The sequence below is a fragment of the Shewanella sp. SR43-4 genome (assembly GCF_014163845.1).
Lineage (GTDB): Bacteria > Pseudomonadota > Gammaproteobacteria > Enterobacterales > Shewanellaceae > Shewanella > Shewanella vesiculosa.
The window spans coordinates 215,861-230,311 of record NZ_JACJEB010000001.1; the positions used below are offsets into that span (position 1 = coordinate 215,861).

The 14,451-nt window shown below is 41.4% G+C and carries 11 protein-coding genes; 6 read left to right on the forward strand and 5 right to left on the reverse strand.

Annotation, left to right across the window (positions count from 1 at the left end):
- Window positions 1–1,052: 1,052 nt before the first annotated feature.
- Together H5123_RS01025 and H5123_RS01030 are read left to right on the forward strand one after the other, a co-directional pair.
- Window positions 1,053–2,051 (forward strand): ABC transporter substrate-binding protein, encoded by a 999-nt coding sequence (locus H5123_RS01025; protein ID WP_182696725.1) that lies wholly within the window; start codon window positions 1,053–1,055, stop codon window positions 2,049–2,051.
- A gap of 3 nt (window positions 2,052–2,054) precedes the next feature.
- On the forward strand, window positions 2,055–3,383 hold the full coding sequence (locus H5123_RS01030; protein ID WP_182696726.1) for a diguanylate cyclase domain-containing protein: 1,329 nt from the start codon (window positions 2,055–2,057) through the stop codon (window positions 3,381–3,383).
- On the opposite strand, the gene H5123_RS01035 is transcribed toward H5123_RS01030, so the two are convergent.
- Entirely contained in the window at window positions 3,353–3,940 is a 588-nt protein-coding gene (locus tag H5123_RS01035) for a hypothetical protein (protein ID WP_182696727.1), read from the reverse strand. The genes H5123_RS01030 and H5123_RS01035 overlap by 31 nt on opposite strands.
- 158 nt (window positions 3,941–4,098) lie before the next feature.
- Here H5123_RS01035 and ubiD point away from each other — a divergent pair, with 158 nt between their 5' ends.
- The 4 genes from ubiD to H5123_RS01055 all read left to right on the forward strand — a co-directional run bounded on the left by ubiD (window position 4,099) and on the right by H5123_RS01055 (window position 8,802).
- Window positions 4,099–5,580, forward strand: coding sequence for a 4-hydroxy-3-polyprenylbenzoate decarboxylase (ubiD, locus tag H5123_RS01040; protein WP_182696728.1), 1,482 nt, complete (start codon window positions 4,099–4,101; stop codon window positions 5,578–5,580).
- Between the two features lie 80 nt (window positions 5,581–5,660).
- Window positions 5,661–6,359, forward strand: a complete 699-nt coding sequence (fre, locus tag H5123_RS01045) for an NAD(P)H-flavin reductase (protein WP_124015088.1) — start codon at window positions 5,661–5,663, stop codon at window positions 6,357–6,359.
- Window positions 6,360–6,584: 225 nt separating this feature from the next.
- Entirely contained in the window at window positions 6,585–8,126 is a 1,542-nt protein-coding gene (locus H5123_RS01050; protein WP_259395564.1) for a PAS domain-containing methyl-accepting chemotaxis protein, read from the forward strand.
- A 97-nt stretch (window positions 8,127–8,223) separates the two neighbouring features.
- Window positions 8,224–8,802: a nucleoside triphosphate pyrophosphohydrolase family protein gene (locus tag H5123_RS01055; RefSeq protein WP_182696730.1), complete on the forward strand. Its 579-nt coding sequence runs from the start codon at window positions 8,224–8,226 to the stop codon at window positions 8,800–8,802.
- Between the two features lie 94 nt (window positions 8,803–8,896).
- On the opposite strand, the gene H5123_RS01060 is transcribed toward H5123_RS01055, so the two are convergent.
- From H5123_RS01060 to uvrD, 4 genes are all read right to left on the reverse strand, one after another.
- Complete coding sequence (locus tag H5123_RS01060; protein ID WP_182696731.1) at window positions 8,897–9,916, reverse strand: hypothetical protein; 1,020 nt, start codon at window positions 9,914–9,916, stop codon at window positions 8,897–8,899.
- A gap of 184 nt (window positions 9,917–10,100) precedes the next feature.
- Window positions 10,101–11,018, reverse strand: a complete 918-nt coding sequence (locus H5123_RS01065) for an alpha/beta hydrolase (protein WP_182696732.1) — start codon at window positions 11,016–11,018, stop codon at window positions 10,101–10,103.
- A 33-nt stretch (window positions 11,019–11,051) separates the two neighbouring features.
- Window positions 11,052–11,912, reverse strand: coding sequence for a 4-hydroxybenzoate octaprenyltransferase (ubiA, locus tag H5123_RS01070; protein WP_182696903.1), 861 nt, complete (start codon window positions 11,910–11,912; stop codon window positions 11,052–11,054).
- Between the two features lie 37 nt (window positions 11,913–11,949).
- Complete coding sequence (gene uvrD, locus H5123_RS01075) at window positions 11,950–14,139, reverse strand: DNA helicase II (protein ID WP_124015093.1); 2,190 nt, start codon at window positions 14,137–14,139, stop codon at window positions 11,950–11,952.
- Window positions 14,140–14,451 lie beyond the last annotated feature (312 nt).

The window sequence follows — 14,451 nt, forward strand, 5'->3', positions numbered from 1 at the left end:
AACCGTTTTGGCAAGGATGTTTGACCATGATAACAACTCGTCCCCCAGCAAGTTGTTATCACAGCAACAATCATTCTAATAATAAGCGCAAAATACTTGCATCCTTGCCGCTTTATTGTTTCACCATTAGCCATTAAGGATATTGGCTAATATTACAGTTAAGGCGTTATTGGATCCCCAGACTCTATTATCCAATAACGTCATTTTTATCCAGGTTTTTAGCTTTCGCCATTGACGGCGCTTCTGCAACCATTAGCAGAGCTAACGATCAAAACCGTTTTGGCAAGGATGTTTGACCATGATAACAACTCGTCCCCCAGCAAGTTGTTATCACAGCAACAATCATTCTAATAATAAGCGCAAAATACTTGCATCCTTGCCGCTTTATTGTTTCACCGTTAGCCATTAAGGATATTGGCTAACATTACAGTTAAGGCGTTATTGGGTCCCCAGACTCTATTATCCAATAACGTCATTTTTATTCCACCCTGTGGCTGACAAGCTCAAAAGAATAATAATCTCCAACTCAGGGTTGGTTTTACAACAGCAAACATAAAAACAATAACAGACAATGCAAACAAAGGCCCCAAAGCAAAGGATGCAATGGGGCCTTTTCATATAGGATGACCCAGACTTAGCTAAACAACCTTAAAATAACTTCATAATCATATAAAATGGTAACTTAAAAACTAATATCATTACATTAACGTGTACTCGATTAGCGGTTTATACCGCAGCCTATTACGAACGGAAAATGAGCACTTTGATATAGAATCGGCTAAATATGCTGATTTTAGCTGAGTTGTCTGCCCCATAAATTCATCTTGAATTTAGATGTAATAACTTATTGAATTAAAAAATAAAGATTAAAAAAAGAAAATATTCCCTTACCCGTTCACAACATACCTCTTAATTGTCACTTATCGTTAAAACTAAAAAAGTAAAACTATCGACTGATACGATAAAAAAACGGCTTTTTTTGTCACATTCCCAATCAAATAGTTATAAATTCACTACACTTAGTATCATTAACTCATTATTGAAGTGTCCCTATGGCCAAGGTGTTAAGCATTTGTTTTTTTATCTTTATCATAACCAGCATCATCAGTTGCGAACAGAGAACACATCAATCCACTAAGATTTCACCTACATATAAAGCATCCATTAAAATTGCGGTTTCTAGCACGCCACTTTCGTCGCCTGTTTTTATTGCCAAACAACTTGGTTACTTTGAAGCGAATGGTGTTAACGTTGAATTAGTTAAATACGACAGCGGGGTAAAATGCTTTAACGCCCTTAATGATAAGCAAGTCGACCTGGCTACCGCCTCGGAAACTGTCGTCATGTTTAATAGCTTTAAACAAAGCAACTTTTCAGTATTAACCAGCTTTGTGGAATCAGATAATGATCTTAAATTACTCAGTCTAACGCCACAAAAATATCATCGGCTGAATAACCTGCAGCACGCCAGAATAGGCATAGTCAAAGACAGCGCTAGTGAGTTTTTCTTTGATAGTTTACTGATCATGTACAATAAAACGGCACAGCCTATCACGCGAGTATATTTGCGGTCAGATGAACTTATTCCAGCATTATTAAATAATGAGGTTGATATTATTTCAGCTTGGGAGCCATTAAGTTATTTATTAACACAACAAGTAACCTCAGATACCAGCGTCATTAATAGCCGCGGCCTATATCACTTATCCTTTAACTTAATTGAGCTTAAAGAGACGACGTTATCCACCACCGAAAGGTTGGCTATACTTAAATCAATTAGTGATGCCACTGACTATATCCATACTAACCCAGAACTTGCTCAGCAAAATATTAGTCGTATTTTGAATATCGATCCATCGCAACTCCGTTACTCATGGAATGACTATACTTTTAGATTATCACTCAGCAATGCACTATTTTCTAACATCCAAACTCAAAGCCAATGGGCTATTGATAATCAACTGGTAGATGAAGAAAACAGTGTCGATTTTAGACAGATTTTCGATCGAAAATTATTTGAAACCTTCATGAGCTTAGAGGCAGGATGGTAAGTTATGATGTTATCTAAGCGTCTTAAACTAACCGCTGCACTTTGCTCATTACTGACATTGATCGTCGGCTTATCGCTGATACAAGCTCACCATTATCAACAACAAATATACCGGCAACTCAATTACTCAATGAAGTTGCAAGTCAGCATTGATAGTCTTCGCAGTCAGCTATGGCTTTACCAAGAGTATAGCGATGATCGAGGGCTTTCAGAGCTTAATCTACGCCAAGCCGAATTGGCCAAAGATCTCTCCGAAGATATTCAGTGGGCGACACAGCAAAAACTCATCATTAGCAACATCAATAGATTAAATACCAATATAAGATCACTGATTAATACTCAACATGACTTCCACAGCAAACAAGTTAATGTGGCATCAACACTGACTGCTGAACGATTATTTAAAGCGAAATACAGCATGATTATTGAAGAAATGACCGAAGAAATGTTTCGGCTTCATCAATTCTCGATAAGAAAAGCGAGTCAAAAACAACAAACATTATTATTAATGGTCGGAATGGTCTTATTTCTGTTAGCGATTATGGTAACAGCTTGGTCTATTATGACACTAATTAGGTTTAAGAAAGGGCTCGCCTCACTCAGGATCGGTATGGAAGCGCTCGCAGCAGGCGATCTCGTCAGTCAAATTAATTCTTTTGATACCGATGAATTATCTGCACTCGCGGATGATTTTAATGAAATGAAACAATCATTAGCCCAAATCACGATAAAAAAAGAAAAATTGAAACAAGAAGTTGATATTCAAACCCGCAAATTGATTGAACAACAAGATAAGCTTATTTTTTTAGCCGAACATGACGAACTCACGGGGATTTATAATCGCCGCGCATTTATTAAGCAAATTGATGCCGCAATAGCACGTGATTTACGCGGAGAACAGCAAGCTGCATTACTGTTTATTGATCTTAATAAATTTAAAGAGATTAATGATTCTCTGGGTCATAGCATTGGTGACGAAGTGATCATGACCATCGCTAATCGTTTGGTTAATAATCTGCGTACTACTGATATTGTCGGTAGATTGGGAGGCGATGAGTTTATCATTTGGCTCGATATGATCACCGAACCTATCGATATCAAAAACAAAATAAACCAATTATTGAGCAGTATTAAGCAACCCATAACCATCGGCGAGCACACTTTACAAGTTGGGGCGAGTATTGGTATTAGTGTACTGCCTTATGATGGTTTAAACAGTCGTGAACTTATCAGTGCGGCTGATACGGCTATGTATCAAGCTAAGGCTGACCACAGGACTGAATTTTGTTTCTATACTGATGATCATCGAGTATCCGCTTTGGCTACTTCATAGGTTTGAGTATTCCAATCAAAATAATATTCTACCCCTTGCCACTCATAAACAGTACCATTGTCACGCTGAATCACTTTGGCATTCTCGGGTAAATGATTCAAACCTTGAGCATATTGAATGCTGGTTGTAGTTTGTTGCCGTGGCGCGACTGCAACAGGCTCTAAAACCTCGAGAGCTTGTGACTGGTAGACTGCGTTCAACTGATTTTGATAGGGGTAAAAACCAGATTGGCTACTAGGATAATCATTATTTCTCCAAACCGAATTGTATAGCAAGTTATTAGCATTGCCCCAACTAACGCCAATACTCGGTCCCCAATATTGGTTACCTCTCCAGCCTTGATCCCAACCGATCCCCCAACGCCAAGGGTCACGATGTCGATAATGATTATAATGTTGGCGATGGTTATTATGTTGAGAGCCGACAGAATGAGAAACACGCTGAGAATACTCGTTCGCTAACAGCGGCTGAGAACTGACCAAACTCATCACAGTTAAGGTTACACTTGCACTAAGCCCTAATAACGGCATCAAAACCCACGGTTTGTTCACCCACATAAGTCACCTCCACAATCTGGTTCACAACATCCAGTTTACGCTAAGTATCACTAAAGTCGATATCAACAATATAGGTCTATCAAATGGCTTAACCCTATATTAGAAAAATGCTATAGTGCGCGCCATAGTGGTTTGGATTTGATTTACAGGCGGTAAACATGAGTTTTAAAGATTTACGCAGCTTCATCGATCATTTAGAAGCAAATGGAGAGTTAAAGCGCATTAGCTATCCTGTTGATCCTCATTTAGAGATGACAGAGATTGCTGATCGAGTTTTACGATCAGGTGGCCCCGCGCTGTTATTTGAAAATCCGACCAACCATACCATGCCGGTACTGGTTAACTTATTTGGTACGCCTAAACGTGTTGCTATGGCATTGGGAAAAGATGACCCTTTAGCATTACGTGAAGTCGGTGAATTATTAGCATTCTTAAAAGAACCAGAACCACCGAGTGGCTTTAAAGATGCCATAGCTAAAATACCAATGTTTAGGCAAGCGTTAAATATGCCGCCGAAAACAGTGCGCAATCCACCTTGTCAGCAAGTAGTCAAAAGCGGTGATGATGTCGACTTAACCGCGTTGCCAATCCAGCACTGCTGGCCAGGCGATGTGGCACCATTAGTCACTTGGGGATTAACCATCACCAAAGGGCCGCGACAAAAAAGACAAAATCTAGGTATTTATCGCCAACAGTTATTAAGTAAAAATAAACTGATCATGCGCTGGCTGGACCACCGTGGCGGAGCCCTAGACTTTAAAGACTTTAAACAGCTTCATCCAGGTGAACGTTATCCTGTCGTAGTGGCATTAGGTAGCGATCCTGTGACTATTTTGGGTGCTGTAACCCCAGTGCCAGATTCGATGAGTGAATATGCCTTTGCAGGCTTGTTGCGCGGCGAACGTACCGAGGTCTGTAAAGCCATTAGCTGCGATCTTGAAGTACCAGCCACCAGCGAAATTATTCTTGAAGGCTATATCGATCCTGATGAAACCGCAGTAGAAGGTCCATACGGCGATCACACGGGTTACTATAACGAAACAGACTCATTCCCAGTATTTACCGTGACCCATATTACTCACCGTAAAGATGCCATCTATCATAGTACCTATACCGGCCGTCCACCAGATGAACCGGCTATGTTAGGCGTGGCATTAAATGAAGTATTTGTTCCTATCCTACGTAAACAATACCCTGAAATTATTGACTTTTATCTGCCGCCTGAAGGCTGCTCTTATCGTATGGCAATCATTTCAATCCGTAAACAATATCCGGGTCATGCCAAGCGTGTCATGATGGGAGCATGGTCATTCCTTCGCCAATTTATGTACACCAAATTTATTGTTGTGGTTGATGAGGATGTCAATTGCCGTAATTGGCAGGATGTTATTTGGGCTATTACCACACGGATGGATCCTACTCGCGATACCATGATGGTGGATAATACCCCTATCGATTACCTTGACTTTGCATCACCCGTTGCCGGTTTAGGATCGAAAATGGGTTTAGATGCCACCAATAAATGGCCAGGCGAAACCACCAGAGAATGGGGTACTCCCATTGTGATGGATGAGACAACAAAACAAAGAATCGACCAAATTTGGGATGATCTCGGCATAGAAGATGTGCCAACATTGTAACCATAGTGATCCGGTTAGGTCGTAAATAGCTATAATTAACTGATTGATAAAAAATTATAAAAGGGTTTAAAGGACGTTAGATGAAAACCATTCGTTGTCAGATTGAAAAAGTCACCCCGTTTAATGACGCTGTATATCAAGTGTTCCTTAAACCCGAAGCAGCCTTTGATTTTAAAGCTGGCCAATACTTATCTGTGGTCATGGGTGAAAAAGACAAACGTCCTTTTTCCATTGCTTCTGCCCCAAATGCTGCCTTAATAGAATTGCATATTGGTGCTGCTGTGAGTGAAAGTTATCCCATGCAAGTCGTTGAACGACTACAAACGGCAAGCCATATTGATATTGAAGCACCTGCTGGCGACGCATTTTTACGTAGCGAAAGCCACAGACCGCGGATCTTAATTGCGGGTGGTACTGGATTTTCATATATCAAAAGTATCGTTGAAGCACAGATTGCCAACGGCGAAACCATTCAGACTAAATTGTATTGGGGCTGCCGTAACGAAGAAGCCATGTACTATCAAGACATCGCCCGTCAATGGCATGCCGAGCATTCTTGGTTAGAGTTTATTCCAGTAGTAGAACTTGCTGACGGTAACTGGGAAGGTAAAAAAGCCAATTTACTCGAGCAGATTAAGCAGGACTTTGTCAGTTTGAATGGCTACGACATCTACATTGCTGGCCGTTTTGATATGGTTGGCACGGCACGAGAATTGTTCCGTGAGCTTGGGATTGAAGAAGCCCATTTGTATGGTGATGCTTTCGCATTTATAAAATAGGCTTAATTTCAATACCAGCATTTATGCAAAATTGAATCCATAGCTCAATACTAAAACCGACATAGATGTCGGTTTTTTTATTGCCAAATTAAATATTTATTTAATCTCTGGTAATGATAATAGCTATTTACTAATATGATCTATATCTTGATATCCACTATAATTGTGAGGAAAGCAGCACAATGACTTTCCCGTTAAAAGTCGAACAATAATGGAAGTATGCCCATGAGACACAAGGACGTAATCGATAAAGAAGTCAGTCTTAATGCTAATGACGAGCTGGTATCAATTACAGACAAACGCGGCATCATTACTTACGCCAATGAGACGTTCATTAAAATCTCAGGGTTCAGTGAGCAAGAACTCGTCACTCATAATCACAATATTGTCAGACATCCCGACATGCCAGCAGAAGCTTTCAAAGAATTATGGGATAAACTCAAAGCTGGTGAATCGTGGCGTGGAATTGTTAAAAATCGCTGTAAAGATGGAAGCTACTATTGGGTTGATGCCTTTGTCTCTCCCCTGTATGAAAAGGGCCAAATTACTGGATACCAATCGGTACGCATTAAAGCAAAGCCTGAATACATTACTAATGCCCAAAAACTTTACAGCCAAATAAAACAAGGAAAAACGGCCAGTTATGTCATGACTAGCCAACATAAACGCTGGTTAGGCGCGTCAATAACCTTGGCTGCAATCATTGGCTGTGGTGTAGTTTTTAATTGGACCATGGCAGCAGTGATCTTCTCTTTAGCACTGGTTAATACACTATTATTTACCAAAGAACTCTTTTCACTGCCGAATAAGATCAACCAATATCAACAACAATATGATTCAGTTAGTCGATTAGTCTATTGTGGTAACGACAGTATTTCAGTATTGGAATTTCAACAGGTTCTGAATCAGGCGAAAATGCAAGGGGTACTTGGCCGCTCACAAGATCAAGGTAACAACTTACATCATATCGCCAATGAACTGGTTCATTCTGCTCAAGAAGCTAATCATAGTATTGAGCAACAAAAAAATAAAATTGATGAAATCGCCAGCGCAATTGAAGCGATGAACTCCTCTGTTGCAGAGATAGCCCAACATGCGATATCGACCTCAGATCATGTAAACAAGGCACAGCAAGTGTGTCTTGAAAGTAGAACGGAAATGCACGCTAACCGTAATAGTATTGAGCGATTAGCGACTTCAGTTTCGGCAGCGGCATCGAATGCGCACTTATTAAATAAAGAAGCAGATAATGTCTCTAATGCCATGCAAGAAATTCAAAGCATTGCTGAGCAAACTAATTTGCTTGCACTTAATGCTGCCATTGAAGCCGCACGTGCTGGCGAGCAGGGGCGTGGATTTGCCGTCGTAGCAGATGAAGTTCGAACCTTATCAAGTAGAACTCAGCTCTCAACAGAGCTCATCTCTAAAAGCGTGCAATCTATGCATGCTATGCTTATTAATTGGACCGACGAAATGCAAGCCAGTAAACTTCAGGCTGATACGTGCGCAAGGGACATAGGATTTGCCTCGACAAAATTTGAAGATATCTATCAAAGCGTGAATGAGATAAACCAATTTACACAACAAAATACTGTTGCAGCAGAGCAACAAAAACGGGTTACCGCAGAGGTAACCCATAATATCCATACGATTACAGAATTAAGCAACAGTAACTTGGCAAGCTTAAATGTGATTGAAGTTGCTGCATTAAATATTAAAACTCACGCAGATAAAGCCAAAGAACTCCGCCACACTTTCAGAGTATAAAAAATGATTGCCTACTGCAAAAAACATTAGGCAATTTTTTGTATTCTGCTGATCAATTCTTTAAAATTAGCCCACATTATTTTTCGCAGGTAAGCCCATGCAACTCAGCCAATTAACTCAACCGATTTACGATCACTTATACCGCGACATCTTTGAGTTTCGCAGCACATTTGACTTACCCGTCAACGACGAGACCAGTCTTGATCACAAAGCAGACACTTTGCATACATCACTGATTATCGAAGAAATGACCGAGCTTGCCGAAGCGGATTCTCGTATTGAACAAGCTGATGCTATTGTTGATTCTGTCTACGTGTTAATGGGCCGTTTAGTGCACTTAGGAGCGGCTCAGGTAAGCGATCGTTTAGAGATAAGCTATCTTGTCGATTTATTGCTTAACGTGGCTAAGAACCGTGAAATAGACTTTATTAAATGTTGGAATGAAGTGCATTCAAGCAACATGAGCAAAGTGTGCCGCAACCAGCAAGAATTAGCTGAAACCATTGCCCACTATGCCAAACAAGGTGTTGAAATTGTTGGTAGTACTAAAGGTGAGTTTATTATCGCTAAATGCGCTAAAGACGTTGATATGGCCGGTAAAGTGGTTCGTCAAGGTAAGGTATTAAAGTCAGTTTATTACCGCCCGGCTGACTTAACCACATTAGTGCGAGACTAATCGACAAATTAGCTCGTGGGCTTAGTTCGCCAGTACTGATTTACTCACAAAAAAATGCGCTTTCATCAGCGCATTTTTTATGTGTTTTTGAAGATTACTCAGCCACAGTAACTCTACTATTGTTAAGCGCCTGAATGAACCGCTGCGGACTATCCACACTCAAATACACCGTTTTCATGGGTTCAGGTAACTGACCCATACCACCATGATAAATAACCGCACGGTTTAGAGTAATAATGACATTACATTGTCCGCGGCCAATCATAATCGTTTCTGCTTGATCTTTATTTAATTCGATTGATTCTTGATGTGCCACACTGGCTATATCGGCCATGCTTACCACCATAAATCCCCACAAGGAGTTATTGATAACTAGGTTGTCTCGCATAAAATATAAAGAGTAATAGCGTGACAGTCGATGGTTAGCCACGATAGACATCAAGGTATAGGCAATGATGCTTGAGACAATAATCGCCACCCACTCACTCCACGATGCCAGTAATACGTAACTCAGACTCGACGCTCCAACACAACCGATAAGCATTAACCACACATGCCAGCGTGTAGCGCTAACAAGATTGATATTGGCAATTACTGGTGGATGATGACGTGAAAACCATGGGATAGAATAAAACCAGTTAGTCGCTTCACTGGCCATAATAAGCGCGATAGTTAAGCTTTTATCATCACCATCTCGATAGGTTTCCACCGCACCGACTCGAGGATCGCCCTTTAACTTTCGTACCTTAATCAAGCCACGAGCTACGCTGACAATTAAGTACAGTTGGATCACTAATAACACGGCAATAATTGGGTAGCGCAGCCAGGCCACAAACTCAAAGTAATGGGCAATTTCTGCAGGAAAACTTAGCCGTGCAACCAAGCTGCTTAAACTGAAAATAACAATTATTTTCCACAGTTTCTGAGCGCCCATTTTAATAATGCAATACCAATAACACAGTGGTAGCAACACAAAATAAAGCGCTGAAATAATACCCAGCATCAACTTGTCAGCATGGCTCGTTAACGACTCTGGGGTTAACTGAACGCCTAAGAAAAAACTGCATAGCATTAACACTAAAAAAACTAACCGATACTTAACTGTTGCTCTCATTCAATACTCATCCTTGGGTAATCTCAGTTTAATTAATGCTGCACTGTAGAAATTGATATGGGGGTAAATAAAAATAAAACAAGTTATTAACATATCAGCAAAAATGCATTGTACGCAGATTGATTGCCACAAAAATGGTTACAGGAAATGATTACAGGATATAAAGGATCGACAGTGGACTTAGCTAGATGCTTCGTTTAAACAGCCAAGATAAACCGTGTATTGCCGTGGTTGGAAAAGCCATTGAATGGTCCGCTTCAGGGATAAGCAAAAATTTAAGCTGTAATGTACCTGCTTGAGCAGAAGGGTGAGATTGGAGTAGTTTAAAAAAAGCGCGCGCATCGGTAACCATCTGATGACCATCATGGGTGTAAGGTGGTTTTTCTAATTCGCCAATGCCAATAAACACCTTGGCAGATATTGCTGGCGTTTGCTGGAAACGCTGAGCAAACTGCTGCAATAATTGTTTATTATCGAACCATAGAGATGGGCTACCCAACACGTAATACGCAAATAGCTTTGGCTGTTCTAATAAAATATATGCGCCGAGTAACCCGCCTAACGAATTACCCACAAAGGTGTTTTGTTGGGTGTCGACTCGATAGTTTTTTTCAATAAAGGGCATAACAACCTGGCTGATAAAGGCAACGTGGCGCTTAGCCTCGCCAGTAGGTAGTTTCCAACTCGCATCGTGACTTGGGGTATAGTCGCGGATCCGACTCGCCGAACCTTTACTTGGCCTCTGATAGCCAATAGCGACCAAAATAGCTTGCTGCATCATATTGGTGTTCATTGGAAATCGCGTCGCACCAGACACCACTTGCAAGCTATACATAGAATCCGTCATATAGACGACAGGGTAACGATGAGTACTATTGTGGCGATAATCTTTTGGCAATTTGATCATCACTTGATAGTGGCGATCACCATCTTCAAGCACAAATTGACGGGTACGAGGAATATTAACTAGCGCAGCAGAAGAATGCACATCAGCAGTGTTGTTTGGTAAGCCAGCCAGTACAGCATCATTGTGAGTTGACGCACTGGCGAGGGATAACCAACAACACATTATCGCGACGATTAACCAAACAGTTGTTTTCATGCATCCCTGCCACAAGATAATAAACCACAAACCTTAAATCATATAATCCAGTGCAAGTGCAATAAACACTACCATGCCTGCCCAGTTATTATTTAAAAAGGCTTTAAAACATGGTGCACGTTCACGACCAAAGATTAATCGTTGCTGGTACACACCAAACCCAATGAAGCTGATAATGCCCAAGCCATAAATAACTCCACGATCGGCCACCAGCCCAGCCATAACAAAACACCCTAGGGCAGCAAGTTGAAATATGCCGATAATCTGTCGATCAAAGCGACCAAACAAGATGGCGGTTGATTTAATGCCGACTTTTAAGTCATCGTCACGATCGACTATGGCATACATAGTGTCGTACGCTACCGTCCAACACCAATTCGCCATAAATAACCACCAAGCTTCCACTGGCACTTCACCAAGTTGAGCGGCATAGGCCATCGGAATAGACCAACTCCACACAATACCTAAAAACATCTGTGGCATGTTGGTCACCCGTTTCATAAACGGATACATCACTGTTAGCACAATCCCGACCACAGATAACTGCACGACTAATGGATTGAGTAATAACACTAAGCTAAACGCAACCAAACCTAAGACAGTAAATAAGCTCAGCGCCTCTTTAACAGACACTTCGCCCGATACTAAAGGACGCATACTGGTGCGCTCAACATGAGCATCTAAATTGCGATCAGCAAAATCATTAATAATGCAGCCATTAGCACGCATAATGACTACGCCAACCACGAAAATCACCAGTACCTTAGTATCTGGTAACCCTTGAGCAGCTAACACTAAGGCCATTAAACATGGCCAGAGCAGAAGTAAGGTGCCAATAGGTCTATCAATCCGCATCAGTCGCGCATAAGCATGCAGCTTGTCTTGCAATAACATTGGTTTCATCTCTCCCTGATTTTGCCAGCGAAACACCTTAACAACGCTCTAATTTTGCTAATGACACTAACAGCCATTTACTGCCAAAATCGACAAAATTAACTTGTACACGGCCCTTTTCACCAGAACCTTCAAAGCTAGTCACAACCCCTTCGCCAAACTTAAAGTGCTTCACTTTAGAACCCACTTTATGGCCTGTGTCATTAAAACCATGAGGTTTTTTAGTCACAGTAACCGCAGCTGCACGAGCAGGGAAACGCTGACTAATTGATGGCGTGACCTGCGCACGAATGCGAATTTGTTCAACAAACTTTTCAGGAATCTCATTAATGAACCGCGATGGGCTGGCATAATCTTCACGACCGTAAATACGACGAGATTCAGCATAACTGATATACAGTTTTTGCATGGCACGGGTCATACCGACATAACACAAACGGCGTTCTTCATCTAAACGATCGCCTTCGTCTAACGCCATCTTGCTCGGGAATAATCCTTCTTCAACGCCCGCCATAAACACCATTGGAAACTCAAGTCCTTTAGCAGAATGCAAAGTCATTAACTGAACTGCATCGGTAAAGGCGTCAGCCTGACCTTCGCCAGCTTCTAATGCAGCATGAGACAAAAAGGCATTTAACTCGCCCATGTCTTCAAGCTCTTCAGGCATTTCGAAACTGCGCGCGGCGGTGACTAATTCATTTAAGTTTTCAATTCGCGCTTGGGCTTTCTCGCCTTTTTCAGCCTCGTACATGGTACGCAAGCCAGAACGATCAATCACGCTATCTGCCATACGGTACAGCAACATATCTGCCGTATCCGTACGCATTGCAATAATCAGTTCCATAAAGCCATTGATGGCATTAGCCGCACGTCCAGCAAGGACCTTTTCTTCAATTAAACTCACGCAAGCTTGCCACAGAGTCAGCTCATGCTGTCTTGCGGTTGAGCGGATAATATCCAAAGTACGATCGCCGATACCACGAGCTGGGGTATTCACCACACGCTCAAATGCCGCATCATCATTTTGGTTATTAATCAGACGCATATAGCCCATCGCATCTTTAATTTCTTGGCGCTCGAAAAAGCGTAAACCACCGTAAATACGGTACGCTAACCCTTTGTGTAAAAAAGCCTCTTCTAATACCCGCGATTGCGCATTTGAACGATATAAAATAGCGCATTCGCTCAAACTACCGCCTTTGTCATGCCAGTCGCTAATGCGACCGACAATAAACTTGGCTTCATCCATCTCATTAAAGGCGCAATAAACCGAAATCGGCTCACCATCTTTATCTTCAGTCCATAACTCTTTGCCCAGACGGTCAGGGTTATTAGAGATAACCGCGTTAGAAGCATTCAAAATATTCGCGGTTGAACGATAATTTTGCTCTAAACGAATGGTAGTCGCACCGGAAAAATCTTTTAAGAAACGATGTAAGTTTTCTATTTGCGCACCACGCCAGCCGTAAATTGACTGATCGTCATCACCAACTATCATCACATTGGCAGTATTACCGGCTAACACCCGGATCCACGCATATTGAATCGCGTTAGTATCTTGAAACTCATCGACTAAAATATGACGGAAGCGCTCTTGGTAATGGGCCAGTAAGTGTGGCTTATTGAGCCATAACTCGTGAGCACGCAATAAAATCTCAGCAAAGTCGACCAAGCCCGCGCGATCGCAAGACTCTTGGTAAACCTTATAAATATTCAGTAAATTTTGCTCAATCGGAAAACCACCCGCATCAATATGCTTAGGGCGTAAACCTTGGTCTTTTTTACCGTTAATATAGCCTTGGGCCTGACGAGGAGGATATTGCTTCTCGTCTAAATTAAGGCTTTTAAGAATACGTTTTAATAAACGCAACTGATCGTCTGAATCGATAATCTGAAAGCTTTGCGGTAAGTTGGCATCTTGATAGTGAGTGCGAAGTAAGCGGTGAGCTAAACCGTGGAATGTACCTATCCACATGCGCCCCATGTTTGTGCCCACAACCTTTTCAACCCGTTCACGCATTTCTGCCGCGGCTTTATTGGTAAAGGTCACTGCCAAAATAGAATATGGACTTTGTTGTTCTACTTGCATTAACCACGCAATACGATGAGTTAATACACGGGTTTTACCGCTACCGGCACCCGCTAACACCAACATATTTGAAAGTGGCGCGCCGACTGCCTCACGCTGCTTATCGTTTAGGCCGTCTAATAATGATGATACGTCCATTCTTCCTCCCAGAAATCTGCGGGACATTATATCTTAAATAGCGGCTTAATGGCGTGCAATACTTCAGCTATTTTATAACAACAATTCACTGCTCTAGCTGAGATAATCTAGTCAGCGGAGTAATATCAAAGCCACTAAAATCATCGGGTTGTGATGTTTAACTGCGACAATGAGGCCTAAATTGACAAAGTCGTAAGCGAAAATTACTATACAAATAAAGGTGTTAATTAATTTTAGTATTAGCCAATAGCTCTGATAGTTGCTAAAACGCACTAATGGATAACTAAAAACAGTAGATTGATTTTTTATACT